Below are 19,612 nucleotides of genomic sequence, written 5' to 3' on the forward strand. Positions count from 1 at the left end.
GTTGCTAGTATCGGCGGCCTCTCCGTCCGGTATCACGATCATGAAGCTACTGGCAGCCTCGCTGCTCTCCCTGGCGGTGTCCTCGGCGATCGCCGGCACCGCACCCACCTTCGACCCCCGGCAGCTGTCGGAGACGGTGAAGACCCTGTCCTCCGACGAGTTCGAAGGCCGCGCGCCCGCCAGCGCCGGCGAGACCCGCACGGTGGAATACCTGACCGCGCAGATGCGCGCGGCCGGCCTGAAGCCCGGCGGCGACCTGGGCGCGGACGGCAAGCGCGGCTGGACCCAGGCGGTGCCGCTGTTGCGCGCCGAGATCGTCGGCACGCCGGCCTTGTCGGTCGCGGTCAACGGCCAGGCGCAGGCCTTGGCCCAGGGCGAACAGATCGCGGTGCGCGCCGCACTGGATGGTGCGAAGGCGGTGTCGATCGCCAATGCCCCGCTGGTGTTCGCCGGCTATGGCGTGAAGGCGCCGGAGCGCAACTGGGACGACTTCAAGGGCGTGGACCTGCGCGGCAAGATCGCGGTGGTGCTGATCAACGACCCGGACTTCGAAACCGGGCAGGGCGACTTCGGCGGCCCGGCGATGACCTACTACGGCCGCTGGACCTACAAGTACGAAGAGGCCGCGCGCCAGGGCGCGCTCGGGCTGCTGATCGTGCACGAGACCGCGCCGGCCTCGTATGGCTGGGCCACGGTCAAGAACTCCAACACCAACACCATGTTCGACGTGGTGCGCGAACAGCCGGGCGCGGTGCACCCGCGCATGGAGGGCTGGGTACAGCGCGACTTCGCGGTCGACCTGTTCCGCCGCGCCGGCCTGGACTTCGACGCGCTGAAGCGGCAGGCCCAGACCCGCGATTTCCAGCCGGTGGCGCTCAAGGGCGTGACCCTGTCGGCGGACTACGCGGTGGACTCGAAGGTGATCACCTCGCACAACGTGGTCGGCCGCGTGGAAGGCCGCAAGCGCCCGAACGAGACGGTGCTCTACACCGGGCACTGGGACCACCTGGGCGTGGGCCTGCCCGACGCCAAGGGCGACCGCATCTACAACGGTGCGGTGGACAATGGCACCGGCATGGCGGCGCTGCTCGCGCTGGGGCGTGCCTTCGCGCATGCCAAGCCGCAGCCGGATCGCTCGGTGGTGTTCCTGGCGGTCACCGCCGAGGAGAAGGGCCTGCTGGGCTCGGAATACTACGCCTCGCGTCCGCTGTACCCGCTGGAAACCACGGTGGGCGTGATCAACATGGACGCGCTGAGTCCGCAGGGTCCGGCGCACGACTTCACCATTTCCGGCAGCGCCAAGCTGGAGCTGCTCGACGCGCTGGTCGCGACCGCCAAGCGCTGGGATATGCGATACACGCCTGATTCCAAGCCGGAAGCGGGCTACTTCTTCCGCTCCGACCACTTCCCGTTCGCCAAGCGTGGCGTGCCGGCGATTTCCTACGGCTCGGGCAACGACTGGGTCGAGGGCGGCGTTGCCGCGGGCAAGGCCGCGGGCGAGCGCTACACCGCCGAGCGTTACCATCAGCCGGCGGACCAGTGGGAGGCCAGCTGGAGCTTCACCGGCATGACCCGCGAGCTGCAGGTGCTGTACACGCTGGGCAGCGAGCTGGCCAACGGCAAACGCTGGCCCAACTGGGATGCGGGCTCGGAGTTCCGTGGTGCGCGCGACGCCAGTGCCGACCAGCGCAGGTAAATCGCGCGCCACGGGTCATGGGGTCCACCGGCCGGAAGTGGCCGGTGGCCCACTGCCTGGCCATGACAGGCGCGGCGCATGAGCACCCGCGCCGTCCTGCACCTGCTGCTGCATGCCGCCGTGCCCGCGCTGGTGGCGTGGCTGTTCTTCCGCGACCGCTTCGGCAAGGCCTGGCTGCTGATGCTGCTGGGCTGGGTGATCGACCTCGACCACCTGCTGGCCGACCCGATCTATGCGCCCAATCGCTGCAGCATCGGCTTCCACCCGCTGCATACCGCGCCGGCGATCGTTGCGTACGGCGCGCTCGCCCTGCCCAAACGCACGCGGCTGTTCGCCATTGGCCTGCTGATCCATGTCGCGCTCGATGCGCTGGACTGCGTGCTGATGCGGATGGGTTGACCGGCAAGCGCAGGTGGCACGGCGCGCGCTTCAACGCGGAATTTACGTGGAGTCGCGTTAGCTTTGCCGTATATAGCGTGTGATGGAGCCCTGCGATGCCGTTGTCGCATTCGCTTGGCCGCAGCCTGGCCAGATTCCTCGCGCAGCCGCGCCCGCAGCACCGGCGGCTGCCGTACTTCGCGCCGGCGCACCTGGCCGAGACGCTGCGGCCCGGGGATGTGTTGCTGGTGGAAGGCACCAGCCGCTTCGCCACCGCGATCCAGTACCTCACCCAGTCGACCTGGACCCACGCGGCACTGTACGTCGGCCAGCACCTGGGGCCGCAGCCCTCCCTGGTGGAAGCCGACGTGGTGGAAGGCGTGCGGCTGCGGCCGCTCTCAGCCTATGCCGGCGAACACACGCGCATCTGCCGCCCGGTCGGGCTCGGCGAGGACGACGTGGCCGCGTTGCTGGCGTTCGTGCAGCGACGGCTGGGCGATGCCTACGACCTGCGCAACGTGTTCGATCTGGCACGTTACCTGCTGCCCTTGCCGCTGCCCCGCCCGTGGCGGAGGCGGATGATCGCGGTGGGCAGCGGGACGCCCACCCGCGCGATCTGCTCCACCCTGCTGGCGGAGGCCTTCGAATCGATCCGCTACCCGATCCTGCCGGAGGTGGAACACGTGGACGCGATGCGCACCGGTTCGGCGCAGGCGCGCGGAGAACTGCTGCACATCCGGCAATCCCGGTTGTTCGTGCCGCGGGACTTCGACGTCTCGCCCTATTTCAGCATCGTCAAACCCAGGTTGAACGATGCGTTCGATTTCCACCGGTTGCAGTGGGCGCCGCCGGACGAGCCGTCGTAGCCCGCCCGGGCTCACTTGCCTAACGACACCTCAGTACTGGCCGCGTGATGGTGGAACCCCGGATCAGTAGCGGGGCTGCCTGCGTGCTGGCCGGGCCACTAATCCGTGGCGGGCTGGGCGACGGACCTGTGGCGGGGACGTACTGGACAAACCGGAAGCGGTGGCGGATCTAGGGCATCGCGGGCGCGTTCAGCCTCCCTGCTTGGCCTTGGCGAACGCGGCCGCCAGCGCATTGTTGGCGGGCGGTGCCGACGGCATACGCGGTGCGTTGCCGCGCTGGCCATCACGGCCACCGCCGCGTGACCCGGCATCGCGGCCACCGCGTGCATCGCGCTCGCCGCCGCGCGACTCACGTGGCGCCGGTGCGGCATCGTCCAGGCGACGGGTGAGGGCGATGCGCTTGCGCGGGATGTCGACCTCGATCACCTTCACCTTGACGATGTCGCCGGCCTTCACCACCTCGCGCGGGTCCTTGACGTACTTGTCCGACAGCGCGGAGATGTGGATCAGGCCGTCCTGGTGCACGCCGATGTCGACGAACGCGCCGAACGCGGCGACGTTGCTGACCACGCCTTCCAGCACCATGCCGACCTGCAGGTCCTTGATGTCCTCCACGCCGTCGGCGAAGCGCGCGGCCTTGAACTCCGGGCGCGGGTCGCGGCCGGGCTTCTCCAGTTCCTTGAGGATGTCGCGCACGGTGGGTACGCCGAATTTCTCATCCACGAACTGCTCGGGCTTGAGACCGCGCAGCAGCGGTGCGTCGCCGATCAACGACTTCACCTCGCGCCCGCACTGCTTGAGGATGCGCTCGACCACCGGGTAGGCCTCCGGGTGTACGGATGAGGCATCCAGCGGCTGCTCGCCGTCGGCGATGCGCAAAAAGCCCGCGCACTGCTCGAAGGTCTTGTCGCCCAGGCGCGGCACCTTCAGCAGCTCCTTGCGTGACTTGAACGCGCCGTTGGCATCGCGATAGACCACGATGTTCTCGGCCACGGTGGAGGACAGGCCCGATACGCGGGTCAGCAGCGCGGCCGAGGCGGTGTTCACGTCCACGCCGACGGCGTTCACGCAGTCTTCGACGCGCGCGTCCAGCGCACGCGCCAGGCGGAACTGGTCCACATCGTGCTGGTACTGGCCCACGCCAATGGCCTTCGGCTCGATCTTCACCAGTTCGGCCAGCGGGTCCTGCAGGCGACGCGCGATGGACACTGCGCCGCGGATGCTGACATCGAGATTCGGAAATTCCTTCGCCGCGAACTCCGACGCCGAATACACCGACGCACCGGCCTCGCTGACCACGATCTTCTGCATCTTCAGCTCGGGCGCGAGCTTGATCAGGTCGCCGGCGAGCTTGTCGGTCTCCCGGCTGGCGGTGCCGTTGCCGATGGCGATCAGTTCCACGCCATGCTTGGAGCACAGCGCGCGCAGCACGTGCAAAGACTGGTCCCATTGCCGCTTGGGTTCATGCGGGTAGATGGTGGCGGTGTCGACCAGCTTGCCCGTGTTGTCCACCACCGCGACCTTCACGCCGGTGCGCAGGCCCGGGTCCAGGCCCAGCACCGCCTTCGGCCCGGCCGGCGCGGCCAGCAGCAGGTCCTTGAGGTTGTCGCCGAACACGGTGATCGCCTCGGCCTCGGCCTTCTCGCGCGCGTGGTTGAACAGGTCCAGCAGCAGGTGCATGTGCAGCTTGGCCTTCCAGGTCAGGCGGCAGCTGTCGAGCAGCCACTTGTCGGCAGGGCGGCCCTGCGCCTTCACGCCAGCATGGAACGCGACGCGGCCCTCGGCCTGCAGGTGGCCGGCCTCGGCATCGCTGCCCGGATCAAGGTCGAGGAACAGCACCTCCTCGCGGCGCGCACGGAACAGCGCGAGCAGGCGGTGCGAGGGGATCTTCGCCAGCGACTCGGCGTGGTCGAAATAGTCGCGGTACTTGGCGCCTTCATTCTCCTTGCCCTCGGCCACGCGTGCGCGGATCACGCCGACCTCGCCCAGCCAGTTACGCAGCTCGCCGACCAGCGCGGCGTTCTCGCCCCAGCGCTCCATCAGGATGGCGCGAGCGCCGTCGAGCGCGGCCTTGGTATCGGCCACGCCTTTGTCGGTATCGACGAACTGCGCGGCGGCCACCTGCGGGTCCTGCGACGGATCGGCGAGCAGGCCATCGGCCAGTGGCTCCAGCCCTGCCTCTCGCGCAATCTGCGCCTTGGTCCGGCGCTTGGGCTTGTAAGGCAGGTACAGGTCTTCCAGGCGCGACTTGGCGTCGGCGGCCTCGATCTCGGCACGCAGTTCGTCGCTCAGCTTGCCCTGCTCGTCGATCGACGCAAGCACCGCGGCGCGTCGGTCCTCCAGCTCGCGCAGGTACACCAGGCGCGTTTCCAGGTTGCGCAGCTGGGTGTCATCCAGCCCGCCGGTGACCTCTTTGCGGTAGCGCGCGATGAAGGGCACGGTGGCGCCTTCATCGAGCAGGGCGATGGCGGCCTGCGCCTGGGCGGGTTGCGCACCGATCTCGGTGGCGATGGTGCGCGCGATCTGCTGCGCCAGCTTGTGTGAAATCTCGGGCATTGCGTCGTGGTGCCGATACTGCGGAAAGAGGCCGATTGTGGCCGCATGCGGCGCGGGGCGGAACCCGTTGACAGCGCGTGAAAAAGCCCGCCGGGAATGGCGGGCCGTGTTCAGTTTCAGTGTGCGGCCATTGCCATTGCCATCGATGGCGATGGCGGGCGCCGGATGTGCTCCGCGCGCTCAGCGCACCGGAATTGCGCGCTGATGCATCTGCCGCGATGCTGCGCGAGCTGTCGGTGGACAGCGACGCTCCGGTCACGTCACCGCAGCTTGCGCGATGTCATGTAGAACCCGAGGTTGCCCAGCCCAGTGACGGCGAGCAGCACACCGATCACGCCGGGGGTGACTTCGGTCCAGCCGGCGGCCTCGATCACGAAGAACCCGATGGCCAGTGCCGTCAGCACGATGCCCCAGCGCAGCGAGCCGTGGCGGCGGTTGTGCTCCTCGCCCGCGAGCATTGCCTGCATCAGCTCCTCGGAGACGTTGTTGGCGATCAGCTTGGCGCGGGTGCGTGCATCGACCACCACCTTGATCGCGTAAACGATGCAGACGAACAGGGTGATCGGGATCAGGAGTTCAAGGTTGTTCATGGCGGTGACCTCGGCTTGCGTGCGGGAATGGGCGGGTTCGAGGCAATGGATACGGCGACCCGGCTAGCGGTTGCAGCGAGTTGCGAGTCGACGGCTGCTGCGCGGACGGGGAGGCTGCACCCAGCCACGTGGGCCGCCCAGCCGTCGTGGGCGCACAATTGCCTGCAACCGTTTGGACCGTTCCGGTATCCAAGAGGAATGGACTCAATGCCGGCAACCTCCGAACGCGACGCCGACCTGCCCGCCGCCGACGCGACCGGGGCCGGGCAGTCGTTGGCTTCGCAGTCCGATCGCGCGCTGGTGGCCGCGGTGCTGGCCAACACGCCCGGCGCCTTCGAACGCCTGGTCCGCGAGTACCAGGGCCTATGCTGGCACATCATCCAGCGCATGGTCCGCCACCCCGAGGACACGCGCGAGCTGTGCCAGGAGACCTTCCTGCGCGTGCACCGCTGCCTGCACCAGTACCGCCATGAAAGCGCGCTGAAGTCGTGGATCGGCCAGGTCGCGTACTCCATGGCCAAGCGCCACCTGGAGCGCAGGCGCATTCCCTTGATCGAGGCGTCAGGGGACGACGATGGCAGCAGCCTGCTCGACCGCGTGACCGACGGCTTCGACCTGGAGGCCGCCAGTGCCGACGAGCAGGTGGTCGGCCGCCTGCATGGCGCGATCGAGGCGTTGCCGCCGTTGCAACGCACCATACTCACCCTGTACCACCTGGACGAAGTGCCTATCGGCGAGATCGCGGCCATCACCGGCCTGGCCGAAGGCACCATCAAAAGCCACCTGTTCCGCAGCCGCGCGAAACTGCGCGAACGCTTGCAGGACCATCTGGGAGTCAGCCCATGAACACCGGACCACGAGACACGCCCCCGACTGACGACGCCCGCCGCGAGGCCGAGTGGCAGGCGCAGGAGCAGGCATTGCGCGACGAGCGCACCGGTGCTCCGTCGCAGGCCGGCGATGCGCGGCGTGCTGAATACCGGTTGATCGGTCGGGCGTTGCGCCATCCACCTTTGGACCCGGTGCCGTACGATTTCGCGCGTACGCTGGCGGCCCGCGTCTCACGCGTACCCGACAGCGATGACCGGCTGGAGCGTATGTTGTTGCGCGTGCTGGTGGGGGTGATGGTCGTGGCCGGGGCCGTGATCGGCACGGTGTACGGGGCGGCGTGGTGGCCGGCAGTCACGGCGGCATTGCCGCTGCCCGCGGGCGAACTGCCGCGTTGGCTGCTGGCGTTGGCCGCGTGCGCCGGCACCACGTGGTTGCTGGGGCAGGTGCTGCGCAGCGAGACCCCATTTCCCGCCTGACCGGTCCCCGGGCTGTGCAGCCGTGGCGCGCCATCGACCTGCGTCCTTCGACCCGCACCAGGATCGAATCGGTCAGCGGACCAGTGGCGCCAGCGCCTTCCACACATGGTCGCGCAGTTTCGGCTGCGCGGCGGCCGTGGGATGCAGGTTGTCGGCCTGGTAGGCGTTGCGGTCCAGCGCGATCGGCTCCAGCAGGAATGGCAGCAATTCCACGCCATGGATTTTCGCCAACGCAGCGTAATTGGCGCTGAAGCCTTCGGTGTACGCCTTGCCCAGGTTGGGCGGCATGCGCATGCCCACCAGCAACACGCGCGCCTTGGCGCCCTCTGCCGCGCGGATCATGCGGTCGAGGTTGTCGCGGGTCTGCTCCAGTGGCAGCCCGCGCAGGCCGTCGTTGGCTCCCAGCGCGATCACCACGACCGCGGGGCGCGTGCGCTTGAGCTCCGTCTGGATGCGCGCGGCGCCGCCGGCACTGGTCTCGCCGCTGATGCTGGCGTTCACCACGCGCCATCCCGGCTTCTGCTGGGCAAGGCGGTTCGCGGTCAGGGCTACCCAACCCTGCGACGCGGCCATGCCATAGCCGGCGGACAGCGAATCGCCCATCACCAACACCGTTTGGGTGGGCGTGGGCGCAGGTGGCGCGGACTTTGCCCGTTGTGCCATCACCGGCATCGCGGTCACCAGCAGCAAGGCCGCCCAACCGATGGCACATTGAACCCGGCGTCGCCATCCCGCATATCGGACGGCATGGGCGGGTGACGGCGCGGATGCCAGGGTCGTCGCACGCATGGGTTTCGCATTCTCCTCGTGGTGGCGCCAACGGCGCCGGGGCGGGGCAGCAACAGGACGGATCATGGCCGACAGCATCGCACGCCACGCTGAAGCAACCCCCACTGCCGTGGACGACCGGCATGCCCTGCACGTGGCCGGGCTGGGCAAGCGGGTGACGTTGCCGTCGGGCGAGCTCACGATCCTGGATGGGGTCGGCTTCACCATCGCGCAAGGCGAGACCGTCGCCATCGTCGGCGCATCGGGCTCGGGCAAGAGCACGCTGCTGTCGCTGATGGCCGGGCTGGACGTACCCAGTGCCGGCTCGGTCACGCTCGACGGCGAGGCGCTGTCGGCGCTGGACGAGGACGGCCGCGCGCGGGTGCGCGGGGCGAAGGTCGGCTTCGTGTTCCAGAGCTTCCAGTTGCTGCCTTCGCTGACGGCACTGGAAAACGTGATGCTGCCGCTGGAGCTGCGCGGCGACGCCGACGTGGAGGGCCCGGCACGCGCGATCCTGGAAAAAGTCGGGCTGGGCGCACGCCTGCACCACTACCCGCGGCAGCTGTCCGGCGGCGAGCAGCAGCGCGTCGCGCTCGCGCGGGCCTTCGTCACGCGGCCCTCGCTGCTGTTCGCCGATGAACCCACCGGCAACCTCGACACCACGACCGGGCAGGCGGTGATCGAACTGCTGTTCGCGCTCAATGCCGAGGCCGGCACCACGCTGGTGCTGGTGACCCACGACGACCATCTGGCGGCGCGCTGCGGCCGGCAGTTGCGCCTGGATGGCGGCCGCCTGGTGCAGGACTGAATCGTGATGAGAGTGCTCAGCCTGGCCTGGCGCCAATTGCGCCGCGACGCCGCCGCCGGTGACGTGCGCATCCTGTTCGCCGCACTGGTGCTGGCGGTGCTCGCGGTGACGTCGGTTGGCTTCGTCACCGACCGCGCCGAACGCGCGCTGGCGATCGAGGCCAACCGCCTGCTCGGCGGCGATGCCGTGGTGCGCGCGGACGAACCCGTCGCAGGCGCGATCCGGCGCGCACTGGACGCACCTGGCCTGCGCCACACCGAAACCCGCGAGCTGAACACGATGATCCGCGTGGCCGGTGCCGAGGGCGAGCGCCTGCAACTGGGCGAATTGCGTGCGCTGGGCGAGGGCTATCCGCTGCGTGGCAGCTACCGCATCAGCACCGCGGCCCGCCCCGACGAACACGACGCGGCCGCCATCCCGACGCCCGGCACCGCCTGGATGAGCCGCGCAGGCGCCGACCGGCTGGGCGCGCGCCTGGGCGACACGCTGCTGGTCGGTGATGCCTCGCTGCGGCTGGAGGCGCTGGTGATCCAGGAGCCGGATGCGGCGCTGAACTACTTCGACGTCGCCCCCAAGGTCTTCGCCAACCTGCGCGACCTGCCCGCTACCGGATTGGTGCAGGAAGGCAGCCGCCTGCGCTACCGCGTGGTGGTCGCCGGCGAGGCCACCGCGGTCGACCGCTTCGTGCGCCAGGTGCGGCCGGCCCTGGGCCGCGGCCAGCGCCTGGAAACCGTGCAGGATGCGCGCCCGGAGATCCGCTCCGCGCTGGACCGCGCCGGCCGCTTCCTCGGGTTGGCCGCGCTGGTATCCGTGGTGCTTGCCGCGGTGGCCGTGGCCATGGCCGCGCGCCGTCACAGCGAACGCCACCTGTCGGGCAGCGCGGTGATGCGTTGCCTCGGCGCCAGCCAGCGCACGCTGGTGGGCGTGCACGTGGGCGAATTGCTGCTGCTGGGGCTGGTCGCGTGCAGCGTGGGCGTGGCGCTGGCCTTCGGCCTGCAATGGCTGGTGGGGCAGTGGCTGGCCCGGGCGCTGTCGCTGTCGATCCCCGCAGCCGGATGGTTGCCGGCCCTGCAGGGCTACGGCGTGGGGCTGGTGGTGCTGCTGGCATTTGGCGCGCCACCGGTGCTCGCATTGCGCCGTGTGTCCGCGCTGCGCGTGCTGCGCCGCGACCTGGACGCGGTGGAACCCAGTGCATGGCTGGTCGGCGCATTCGCTTTCGCCGCGCTCGCGGGGTTGCTGTGGTGGAAGGCCGGCTCGCCGACCCTGGCGCTGGCCATGCTCGGTGGCATCGCGGGCACGTTGCTGGTGCTCGCGCTGCTGGCCTGGGCGATGGTGCTGGCCGTGCGCAGGCTGCGCAGCCGGCTGCGCGGCAGCCTGCGCTACGGGCTGGCCAATGTCAGCCGGCGCGCCGGGGCCAGCGTGGCGCAGGTGTCGGCCTTGGGCCTGGGGCTGATGGCGCTGCTGCTGCTCACCTTCGTGCGCACCGACCTGCTCGACCGCTGGCAACTGTCGCTGCAGGCCAGCGCGCCCAATCGTTTCATCATCAACGTGCAGGACGACCAGGTGGCGCCGGTACGCGCATTCGTGGCGGCACAAGGCCTGGCGCCGCCGACGCTGTATCCGATGATCCGCGCGCGCCTGGTGGCGCACGACGGCAAGCCGGTGACCGGCGCGGATTACGCTGGAGCAGGCGACCGTGCGCAGCGCATGGCCGAACGCGAATTCAACCTCTCCGTTGCCGATGCGCTGCGCGACGACAACAAGGTGACCGCCGGCAAGTTCTGGGATGGCCGTCGCCCGGTCGTGCCCGAGGCCTCGGTCGAGGAGAAGTTCGCGCAGACGCTGGGCTGGAAACTGGGCGACCGCATCGCCTTCGACATCGCCGGCCAGCCGTTCGAGGCCACCATCACCAGCCTGCGTCGCGTCGACTGGGAAAGCTTCCGTCCCAACTTCTTCGTCATCGTCTCGCCGGGTGCGCTGGACGGTTACCCGGCCAGCCACATCACCGCCGTGCACGTTCCGGCGCACGCGGACCGGTTCACCGCCGGACTGGTGCGTGCGTTCCCCAACCTGACCGTGATCGACGTCGATGCGGTGCTCAAGCAGGTGCGCAGCACCGCCGACCAGGTCTCCACCGTGGTCGAGGTGGTGTTCTATTTCTCGCTTGCAGCGGGCCTGCTGGTGCTGATGGCCGCGGTCAGCGCGAGCCAGGACGAACGCCTGCTCGAAGGCGGGGTGATGCGTGTGCTGGGCGGCAGCCGTCGCCAGTTGCGGCTGGCGCAGGCGTCGGAGTTCGCGGCGATCGGCTTGCTGGCGGGCCTGGTCGCGGCCATCGCCGCGTCCGTCCTGTCCGGCGTGGTCGCCACGCGCGTGTTCGACCTGCCGTGGCAACCGGACTGGCGCATGGCCGCCGTGGGCGGTGGCGTGGGCGTGCTCGCGGCGCTGCTGGCTGGCCTGTTCGCCACCCGCCGCGTCTTGGACGCGCCGCCGTCGGTGACGCTGCGCGAACTGGACAACTGACCGGACATCGCGGCCGGTCGGCCGGCCGGCGCGAGGCCGCACCGTGGCGTGCAGGTAGAATGCCGCGATGTACTCGCACCGCTCGCGCCATGGCCGCTGACGCCGATCCCGCGCTCGAAACCCTGTTCCTGCCGTTCGTCGAAGGCCGCCTGGCCTGGCCGGAGGGCGGCGTGCTGTTCCTGCGCGCGCGCGATGGCTGGCCACTGCATCGCCAGCCCACGCACGGCCTGGTCTGCGAGCAGACCTTCAAGCCCGACGCCGATGCACTGCAACGCTCCGGCCTGACGGTGTGCAACGACGGCGCGCTAGCCGATGCCGCGGATGGCGAGTTGCCGGCGCAGGGGAAGCGCTACCCGCTGGTCCTGCTGCTGCCGCCCCGCCAGCGCGACGAGTCGCGCGCGCTGATGGCCCGTGCGCTTGACCAATGCGCACCCGGCGGGCGCGTGCTGGCCTGCGTCGCCAACAACGAAGGGGCCAAGTCCGCCGAGGATGACCTGCGACGCGTCGCGGGGGCGGTGAGCACGCTCACCAAGAACAAGTGCCGTGTGTTCTGGACCACACCACGTAGCGCACCCCCGCAGGCGGATGCGGAAACGCTGATCGCACAATGGCGCGGCCTGGATCGCATCCGCCCCGTGGCCGACGGCCGGCTGCACAGCCGGCCGGGTGTGTTTGCCTGGGACCGCGTCGATCCTGCGTCCGCGTTGCTTGTCGAGCACCTGCCGGCCGACCTGGCCGGTCGCGCCGCGGACCTGGGCGCCGGCATCGGCTATCTGGGCCTGGAGTTGCTGGCGCGCTGCCCGCGCATCACCGCGCTGGACCTGTACGAAGCCGAAGCGCGCGCACTCGAGCTCGCCCGCCGCAACCTGCAGCCCTGCGGCGACCGGGTGGCGCTGGGCTTCCATTGGCACGACGTCACCTCCGGCCTGCCGGCGGCCTATGACGTGATCATCAGCAACCCGCCTTTCCACGCGCAGGGCCGTGCGGAACGCCCTGACATCGGCCGTCGTTTCATTGCCGCCGCCGCCCGCGCCCTGCGGCCGGGCGGGCGCCTGTGGCTGGTCGCCAACCGGCACCTGCCGTACGAGGCGGTGCTGCACGAACACTTCGGTGCGGTGCGCGACGTGGCCACGCGTGGCGGTTTCAAGGTCGTCGAAGCCGTACGCGGCCGCTGAGGAAATCCCGCATGAAACTGGTCAAGCTCATCGCCAATCTCGGGTATGGCAGTCGCAAGGACGTGGCGCTGATGTTCCGGGAAGGCCGCATCACCGATGCCCAGGGCGAGGTGCTGTACGCCGATGACAAGGTGGCCCACGACGCCATCCGCATCGACGGCAAGCCACTGGATCCACCGGCCGGGCTGGTGCTGATGCTCAACAAGCCGGTGGGCTACACCTGTTCGACGAAGGACGTCGGGCGCTTGATCTACGACCTGCTGCCGTCGCGTTTCCGCCATCGCTCGCCGCTGTTGTCCAGCGTCGGCCGCCTCGACCGCGACACCAGCGGACTGCTGTTGATGACGGACGACGGCCAGTTGCTGCATCGCATCGTCTCGCCCAAGGCACACCTGCCGAAGGTGTACGAAGCCACCCTCGCGCACGACCTGCGCGGCGACGAAGGCGAGGTGTTCGCCAGCGGCACGCTGATGCTGGATTCGGAAACCACGCCACTCGCGCCCGCCACGCTGGAGGTGGTCGACCCGTGCCATGCGCGGTTGATCCTCACCGAAGGCCGCTACCACCAGGTGCGGCGCATGTTCGCGGCGGTCGGCAACCACGTCGAGGCACTGCATCGCAGCCGCGTCGGCGGCTTGTCGCTGGCGGACCTACCGCAGGGCCAATGGCGTGCGCTGGGCGAAAACGACATCGGCGCGTTGTTCGGTCACGCGGCAAGTCCCCCGCCGTCACGTTGAGCGCATCGCGCGCGGAGCCGACAGCGCCACGCCCGCGTCGATGTCGCCGCCGGCGCACGCCACACCGCCACCGGCGGTGCCGCGCCGCTCAGTCCCCGCGCAGCAGCCGCTGCAGCCCGTCCAGCCCCAACCGCTCCATCGTCTCCAGGTTGCGCGACACGATCACGTCCGGGTCCGGGTACGCCGCCACCGCGCGGTCGATGCTGGACTCGCGCAGCAGGTGCAGGGTGGGGTAGGGCGAACGGTTGGTGCCATTGCCCGGATCATCGAACGCGGTGCCGGCAAACCGGTAATCGGGGTGGAAACTGGCGATCTGCAGCTCGCCGTCCAGGCCCAGCTCGCCCAGCAGCGCGTCGGCCACTTCGAGGAAATCGTTGTAGTCGAGGAAGTCGGCCAGTACGTGCGGATGCACCAGCAGCGTCGTGTCGGTGGTCGCCGGATCCGTGGCCTGCAGGTACAGCAGCTCCTCGCGCAAGTCGGCGAGCAGGGCATCCGGCGTGGTGGCCTCGCTCAGCACGAAGCGTACCTGCTGCTTCACGTGCACCGCCTTGGCGAACGGGCACAGGTTCAGCCCGATCACCGCGCGCTCCAGCCAATGGCGCGTATCGGCAATCGGGTCGGGCGTGGGCATCGGGTCGCCAGCGTCGCGGATCATGGAGCGGCCTTGCATGGCCGGGCGACAGCAGTCGCGTGCTGCCGGCCCATCAGTCGCGGAAGTTCTCGAACTGCAGTGGCCGCTCGAACTCCTGGCCGCGCAGCAGCGCGATCGCCGCCTGCAGGTCGTCGCGCTTCTTGCCGGTCACGCGCAGCTTGTCGCCGTTGATCTGGCTCTCCACCTTCAGCTTGGCATCCTTGATCGCGCCCTGGATCTTCTTGGCAAGTTCGCGCTCGATGCCCTGCTTGACGGTGATCTTCTGCCGCGCACCGGCCAGGTTGGTCTCGATGTCGCCGAACTCCAGGCACCGTGCGTCGATGCCACGCGCGATCAGGCGCGCGCGCAGGATGTCGTCCATCTGCTTGAGCTGGAAATCGCTGGGAGCCGACTGCGTGACCAGCTTGTCTTCCAGAACGAACTTCGCATCCACGCCCTTGAAGTCGAAGCGGGTGGAAAGTTCGCGGTTGGCCTGGTCCACGGCGTTGGTCAGTTCGTGGGCGTCAACTTCCGAAACGATGTCGAAGGAAGGCATGGTCGGTCGCAAAACGTGACGGGGTGCGCAGCGTAACCGATGCCGCGTCCCGCGTCGCGTCCGCCATTCATCCAGCTGAATTGTGGGGTGCGTCACGCCTCGTGCGGTGGGCGGCGAAACCGATGCTGAATGCGAGACTGAATACGGACTTTTGTGTGCGCCCGCGCGCATAGGATCGTCTCCGCCGTGATCCCCCGAGCGGCCCCGATCCATCACCACCAGACAACAGGAATGCCGCAATGACTGCGAATCCGAAGATGCTGTTGCTGTCCGCCGCGCTATCCGCGGCCATGTTTGCATTGCCGGCGCTGGCGCAGGATGCCGGTAGCGACGCCGACATCGTCGCCACCGCCACCGTGCCGGCCGGCAAGATCGCCGACCGCTACGTCGCCAGCGGATTGTTCGCCGACGAGGCCAGTGCCGAAGCCATCATCACCGCACTGCGCACCGGTGGCGACTTCACCGTCACCGAGCAGGTCACCACGACCACCACCAACCCCGACGGCACCACCGCGACCACCACGTCCACCGTTGAGCGCACCGTGGTCAACCCCAATGGCCCGATGGGCTACGGCGAGGTCAACATCAGCCTGGCGATCGCCGAGAAGCTGCTTGTCGACGGCGCGTACACCGATCTGCAGTCGGCCTTGTCCGGCACCACCGCCACCATCACCAACGCCGATGGCACCACTACCACGACCACCACCGGTGGCGTATTGGCGATGCGCGCCGACGGCATGGGTTGGGGCCAGATCGCCAAGGAACTGGACTTCAAGCTTGGCTCGGTGATGGGCGCGGGTAGCCGCAGCGACAAGGCGGCTGTCCGCATGGATCGCGCCCCGAAGGCCAAGGTCGAGCGCGCCGAGCGTGTCGCCAAGGTCGAGCGCGTCGCCAAGGTCGAGCGTCCGACCCGCCCGGAGCGCGCCGAGCGCCCGACCCGTCCGGAACGCCCGCAGAAGCCAGAGCGCGGCGGCCGTCCGTAAGCGTCGACGCCGTGGCGAACAGGCGGGCGCCGATGGCGCCCGCTTTTCCTGCATTCCACCTGGAGTTCCGATGAAACGTTCCGCGTTCCTGCTGGCGTTGTCTCTGGCCGTTGGCGTCGTACATGCCGAGGACGGTTTCAACCTTGGCGTCGGTGCTGATTACAGCAGCGGCGACTATGGCACCGACACCACCACCACCATCTTTTCGGTGCCCGTCACCGCCAAGTACAACCGCGGCAACTGGACCTGGAAGGCCAGCCTTCCCTGGATGCGCGTGGACGGCGATCCCAACGTCGTGCCGGGGCTGGGTTCGGTCACCAACAACAACCCGCGCGGCCGCGGCCGCGGCGGCATCGTCGACCCCACCCAGCCTGAATCCGGCACCGCCAGCGGCATTGGTGACCTCCGCCTCAGCGCGACCTACGGGCTGGACACTGGCGGCCCTCTGGGCGTCGACCTGACGGCCAACTTCAAGGTTGCCACCGCCGACGAGGACAAGGGGCTGGGCACCGGTGCCAACGACTACGGCGTGGCCGTGGACCTGTACCGTGATTTCAACCGCACGCTGCTGTTCGGCGGCGCCGGCTACACCCGACTGGGTGCCTCGGATTACATCGACGCCGACAGCGTGTTCAACACCAATGTCGGTGCCGCATGGAAGGCGGGCAAGGCCAGCTTCGGCGCGATGTACGACTGGCGCGAGGCGGCCACCGAAGCCTCCGACGACCGTAGCGAAGTCACCGGATTCGTCGCGTTACCCACCGGCGACCGCGGCAAGCTGCAACTGTACGCGGTAAAAGGCCTGAGCGATGGCAGTCCCGACTGGGGCGTGGGCCTGAACCTGAGCGCCGGGTTCTAGGCCCTTTCACCGCGGTTGCACAGGGTGGCGGCGGCTGGACGGCCGTTCCCGTGCCGCGGCCTGGCCTGACACACCGTCGAGCATGTCAGCGACGTGCCGGCCGCGGCACTCCATGCGGATCCTTCGACTCCTGCGAGGGATCTGTCGCGGGGCCGGCGCCCTTGTGTCCGGAGGGCGTCGCGAAGGGCATGCCGTCATCCGGCCCCAGGGTGGCCGCCGGTGCGCGTGGCGGCTCCTGCGCCACGCCTGCGGGAGGCGCACGATCCTGCGCGCAGCCGGTCAGGGCAACGGCCAGCGCGGCAGTGGCCAACGCGTGGATCAGTGCCATGGGGGTGCTCCTGTGATCCGCCGTCGCGGCCGCTTATTGTTGCCAACGCGAAACAACTGGACCACAGGCAGTCGGCAAACCGCCGATAATCGCGGTTTCGTGCTTTAGGAACCTGCCATGCCCCGCCCGGGTTACGTCTGGTCCGGCGCCTCGCGCGCCCACACCGCACCCTGCTGTCCGTTGGGTCGGACGCGGTTGCCCGCATGACGGACCACGCGAAGCGCCGATCCCGGGCCGTCTGGGCCATGTTGCTGGCCGTGGCGCTGTTCTCGCTGATGGACGCGGGGCTGAAAGGCCTGGCGGCGCACTATCCCCCTTTCCAGGTGGCCACCTTGCGTGGCGCCGCATCCTTGCCGCTGGTGCTGGCATGGGCCTTGGCAACCGCGGGGCCGCGCCCGCTACTGCACGTGCACTGGTCGCTGCACCTGCTGCGCGGCGTGCTGGGCGTGGCGATGATGGCCGCCTTTGCCTACGCACTGCGGTACATGCCACTGTCCACCGCGTACTCGATCTTCTTCGTGGCGCCGCTGCTGATCACTGCGCTTTCGGTCCCGTTCCTGGGCGAACACGTGGGGCCGCGCCGCTGGGTGGCCATCGGCATCGGGCTGGTGGGCGTGCTGGTGGTATTGCGGCCGACCGGCCAGGGCGTGCTCAGCCTCGCCGGGATCGCCGTGCTCGTGGCCGCGCTGGCCTACGCCGTCAGTGCCATCACGGTGCGCGTGCTGGCGCGCACCGACAGCACGCAGTCGATGATGGTGTGGTTGCTGGCGATGATGGCGCTGGGCGCCGGGGCCATCGCCTGGCCCGATTGGGTGCCACTGCGGGCCGCCGATGCCTGGCTCATCGCCGGCATAGGCGTGGCGGGCGCCCTCGGCCAGTACGCGATTACCGAAGCTTTCCGCCTGGGCGAAGCCTCGCTCATCGCGCCATTGGAGTACACCGCGCTGTTGTGGGGCGTCATCCTCGATGCCACCTTGTGGGGCGTGCTGCCCGACCGCGTCACCTGGCTGGGCGCGGGCATCATCATCGGCAGTGGCCTGTACCTGCTGCACCGCGAGCGGGTGCGCGGCGCGGCGTCCGCCTGATCAGCCGCGCACGGCAACGGGCTCCCGCGGGAGCCCGTTGCCCCGTCACCATCAGAAGCGCGCGCCCAGTCCCACGCCCAGTACCACGGGATTGAGCTTGGCTTCGCCGCTATCGACGCCGTTGATCGCCACGTCCGGTTTGCCGTGCAGGTAGCGCACGTCCGCGCGGGCGAACCAGTTGGGATGGAAGTTGGCATCCACGCCGACCGTCGCCATCGCGCCCTTGGCGGTATCCACGCCGATGCGCTGGCCCGCGAGCGGACCGGTGGGCGTCGCGGTCTCCTCGCTGAAGTTGCTCTCGAAGTAGCCCAGGCCCACGAACGGACGCACGGTCTGCGACGCGCTGCCGAAGTGGTACTGGCCGCTCAGCGCGTAGGGCTGGGCCGCGACGCTCGCGGTCTTGCCCGCGGCGGTGTTCACCCGATGGCCGAATTTGTCGGCCGCGCCCCACGCCTCGATGGCGAAGTTGTCGGTGATGTAATAGCTGGCGCTCAGCGTCGCCGCGCCGTCGCCGTCCACCTTGGCCTTCGTGCCGGCGATGGTCGGGTCCTGGGTCGGCTCAGCCAGCGCATAGCCACCGACGATGGCGAAGCGCTTGCTGCGGGTATCGATACCGTCCTGGGCGAAGGCCGTCGGTGCGATGGCCACGGCGCCCAGCAGGGCCAGCGTCAGGGTGCGATTGCGGTTCATCAGGTGTCTCCTTGATCTGGTTCTGTGTGGTGCCTTCGGGGAGGCGCGGCCACCGTAGCCACGCACGGATGAACCGTTCTTGCCCCGCGTGGGTGGCCGGCATTCCGTGCCGGTGGTGAAACCGGGCCTGAAGCCGCGCTCACGCGCCCTTCACCGCAGGTGCGGCGGGGTTCGCGGCGCGCTACGCTGCACCGGTCCATCTCCCGGAGAAGCCCAATGCGCCGCGCTTTCGCACTTGCCGTCCTCGCGCTGGGAGGCGTGAACGCCGCGGCAAGCGAAGCGGGCTGCCGGGTGGAAAGCGACTACGAACTCACGCTGGACCCGCGCAGCCTGATCCTCGTGCGCGACGCCGCACCGGCGAAGGCCGTCGTCATGCGCCAGGGGCGGCTGTTCGTCGATGACGCCTGGGTGAACCTCGACGCGGAGGACAGCCGCAGGATCGCCGCGTTCGAACAGGGCACGCGCGAGGCCATGCCCGAGGCGCAGGCCATCGGTCGGGCTGCCGCCGACATCGCCTTCGCCGCGCTGGGTGAGGTGGCCGCCGGCTTCAGCAGTGACCCCAGGGCAACCCACGACAAGCTTGCCGCCGCGCGCGGCAAGCTGGACGCCCGCCTGACCGCGGCGGTGAGCCCCCACCGCTTCGACGGGCGCGACCTGGGCACCGACATCTCGGAGGCGGTGGCCGAGGCGATCCCCAGCCTGATTGGCGACATCGTGGGTGGCGCGATCAGCGCGGCGTTCACCGGCGACAAGTCCCGGCTGGAGCGGATGGAGCACCTGGACGCCGAAGTCGAGGCCGCCGTCACCCCGCGCGCCGCCATGCTGGAGTCGCGCGCGTCGGCCCTGTGCCAGCGCCTGCAGGCCCTGGATGCGATCGAGGACGGGTTGGAGTTCCGGCTGCCCGACGGCCGGCGCCTCGACGTGCTGCGGGTGGTGGCACCGTCCGGGGCCGCGGCCGGCCACTAGTTTCGCCCGAAACATACCCGCCCGTACCCGGGGCCTGCGTCGCGGTAGTCGATCGCCGCGGTTGGCGCTGCCGCGCACAAAGCCCACAATAGGCCTTTGCCCGGATTTCGGAG

20 protein-coding genes are annotated in these 19,612 nt (G+C 69.5%); 13 read left to right on the forward strand and 7 right to left on the reverse strand.

Annotation, left to right across the window (positions count from 1 at the left end):
* Positions 1–40 precede the first annotated feature (40 nt).
* The 3 genes from IP93_RS09095 to IP93_RS09105 all read left to right on the forward strand — a co-directional run bounded on the left by IP93_RS09095 (position 41) and on the right by IP93_RS09105 (position 2,940).
* Entirely contained in the window at positions 41–1,696 is a 1,656-nt protein-coding gene (locus tag IP93_RS09095) for a M28 family metallopeptidase (RefSeq protein ID WP_199747171.1), read from the forward strand.
* 78 nt (positions 1,697–1,774) lie between these two features.
* The gene (locus IP93_RS09100; RefSeq protein WP_144814759.1) at positions 1,775–2,095 is read left to right on the forward strand and encodes a DUF6122 family protein; all 321 of its coding nucleotides are present in this window, start codon (positions 1,775–1,777) and stop codon (positions 2,093–2,095) included.
* Positions 2,096–2,190: 95 nt separating this feature from the next.
* Positions 2,191–2,940, forward strand: a complete 750-nt coding sequence (locus tag IP93_RS09105; RefSeq protein ID WP_144814762.1) for a YiiX/YebB-like N1pC/P60 family cysteine hydrolase — start codon at positions 2,191–2,193, stop codon at positions 2,938–2,940.
* Between the two features lie 189 nt (positions 2,941–3,129).
* Here the strand turns inward: IP93_RS09105 and IP93_RS09110 are convergent, their stop codons facing one another.
* Both IP93_RS09110 and IP93_RS09115 read right to left on the reverse strand, forming a co-directional pair.
* Complete coding sequence (locus IP93_RS09110; protein ID WP_144814764.1) at positions 3,130–5,496, reverse strand: Tex family protein; 2,367 nt, start codon at positions 5,494–5,496, stop codon at positions 3,130–3,132.
* A gap of 260 nt (positions 5,497–5,756) precedes the next feature.
* The gene (locus tag IP93_RS09115) at positions 5,757–6,086 is read right to left on the reverse strand and encodes a DUF6249 domain-containing protein (protein ID WP_144814767.1); all 330 of its coding nucleotides are present in this window, start codon (positions 6,084–6,086) and stop codon (positions 5,757–5,759) included.
* A gap of 207 nt (positions 6,087–6,293) precedes the next feature.
* On the opposite strand from IP93_RS09115, the gene IP93_RS09120 reads away from it, so the two are divergent.
* Both IP93_RS09120 and IP93_RS09125 read left to right on the forward strand, forming a co-directional pair.
* A complete protein-coding gene (locus IP93_RS09120) occupies positions 6,294–6,932 on the forward strand; it encodes an RNA polymerase sigma factor (RefSeq protein WP_144814769.1) in 639 nt (212 codons plus the stop codon).
* The gene (locus tag IP93_RS09125) at positions 6,929–7,393 is read left to right on the forward strand and encodes a hypothetical protein (RefSeq protein ID WP_144814772.1); all 465 of its coding nucleotides are present in this window, start codon (positions 6,929–6,931) and stop codon (positions 7,391–7,393) included. Before IP93_RS09120 ends, IP93_RS09125 begins: the two co-directional genes overlap by 4 nt.
* Before the next feature lie 72 nt (positions 7,394–7,465).
* Here the strand turns inward: IP93_RS09125 and IP93_RS09130 are convergent, their stop codons facing one another.
* On the reverse strand, positions 7,466–7,996 hold the full coding sequence (locus IP93_RS09130; protein ID WP_242006822.1) for an arylesterase: 531 nt from the start codon (positions 7,994–7,996) through the stop codon (positions 7,466–7,468).
* Positions 7,997–8,246: 250 nt separating this feature from the next.
* Between IP93_RS09130 and IP93_RS09135 the strand changes: the two genes are divergently transcribed.
* The 4 genes from IP93_RS09135 to IP93_RS09150 all read left to right on the forward strand — a co-directional run bounded on the left by IP93_RS09135 (position 8,247) and on the right by IP93_RS09150 (position 13,401).
* Entirely contained in the window at positions 8,247–8,969 is a 723-nt protein-coding gene (locus IP93_RS09135; RefSeq protein WP_144814775.1) for an ABC transporter ATP-binding protein, read from the forward strand.
* Between the two features lie 6 nt (positions 8,970–8,975).
* Positions 8,976–11,489, forward strand: a complete 2,514-nt coding sequence (locus tag IP93_RS09140) for an ABC transporter permease (protein ID WP_144814777.1) — start codon at positions 8,976–8,978, stop codon at positions 11,487–11,489.
* An 89-nt stretch (positions 11,490–11,578) separates the two neighbouring features.
* Entirely contained in the window at positions 11,579–12,664 is a 1,086-nt protein-coding gene (locus IP93_RS09145; RefSeq protein WP_144814780.1) for a class I SAM-dependent methyltransferase, read from the forward strand.
* Positions 12,665–12,675: 11 nt separating this feature from the next.
* The gene (locus tag IP93_RS09150; protein WP_144814782.1) at positions 12,676–13,401 is read left to right on the forward strand and encodes a pseudouridine synthase; all 726 of its coding nucleotides are present in this window, start codon (positions 12,676–12,678) and stop codon (positions 13,399–13,401) included.
* Positions 13,402–13,489: 88 nt separating this feature from the next.
* Here the strand turns inward: IP93_RS09150 and IP93_RS09155 are convergent, their stop codons facing one another.
* Positions 13,490–14,056, reverse strand: a complete 567-nt coding sequence (locus tag IP93_RS09155; RefSeq protein ID WP_242006823.1) for a DUF1415 domain-containing protein — start codon at positions 14,054–14,056, stop codon at positions 13,490–13,492.
* A gap of 49 nt (positions 14,057–14,105) precedes the next feature.
* On the reverse strand, positions 14,106–14,588 hold the full coding sequence (locus IP93_RS09160; RefSeq protein WP_144814785.1) for a YajQ family cyclic di-GMP-binding protein: 483 nt from the start codon (positions 14,586–14,588) through the stop codon (positions 14,106–14,108).
* A gap of 239 nt (positions 14,589–14,827) precedes the next feature.
* Between IP93_RS09160 and IP93_RS09165 the strand changes: the two genes are divergently transcribed.
* Positions 14,828–15,571 (forward strand): hypothetical protein, encoded by a 744-nt coding sequence (locus tag IP93_RS09165; protein ID WP_144814788.1) that lies wholly within the window; start codon positions 14,828–14,830, stop codon positions 15,569–15,571.
* Positions 15,572–15,641: 70 nt separating this feature from the next.
* Entirely contained in the window at positions 15,642–16,430 is a 789-nt protein-coding gene (locus tag IP93_RS09170) for a transporter (protein ID WP_144814791.1), read from the forward strand.
* Positions 16,431–16,515: 85 nt separating this feature from the next.
* Here the strand turns inward: IP93_RS09170 and IP93_RS09175 are convergent, their stop codons facing one another.
* Positions 16,516–16,758 carry a hypothetical protein gene (locus IP93_RS09175; protein WP_144814794.1) on the reverse strand — a complete coding sequence of 81 codons (243 nt, stop codon included), beginning with the start codon at positions 16,756–16,758 and terminating at the stop codon, positions 16,516–16,518.
* 245 nt (positions 16,759–17,003) lie between these two features.
* Here IP93_RS09175 and IP93_RS09180 point away from each other — a divergent pair, with 245 nt between their 5' ends.
* Positions 17,004–17,843 carry a DMT family transporter gene (locus tag IP93_RS09180; RefSeq protein ID WP_425480043.1) on the forward strand — a complete coding sequence of 280 codons (840 nt, stop codon included), beginning with the start codon at positions 17,004–17,006 and terminating at the stop codon, positions 17,841–17,843.
* A 51-nt stretch (positions 17,844–17,894) separates the two neighbouring features.
* On the opposite strand, the gene IP93_RS09185 is transcribed toward IP93_RS09180, so the two are convergent.
* Positions 17,895–18,533, reverse strand: coding sequence for an OmpW/AlkL family protein (locus IP93_RS09185; protein ID WP_144814799.1), 639 nt, complete (start codon positions 18,531–18,533; stop codon positions 17,895–17,897).
* A gap of 216 nt (positions 18,534–18,749) precedes the next feature.
* Between IP93_RS09185 and IP93_RS09190 the strand changes: the two genes are divergently transcribed.
* Positions 18,750–19,499: a DUF2884 family protein gene (locus IP93_RS09190; protein WP_144814802.1), complete on the forward strand. Its 750-nt coding sequence runs from the start codon at positions 18,750–18,752 to the stop codon at positions 19,497–19,499.
* Positions 19,500–19,612: the final 113 nt, after the last annotated feature.

Origin of the sequence: Aerolutibacter ruishenii (assembly GCF_007830115.1) — a bacterium.
Classification (GTDB): domain Bacteria; phylum Pseudomonadota; class Gammaproteobacteria; order Xanthomonadales; family Xanthomonadaceae; genus Aerolutibacter; species Aerolutibacter ruishenii.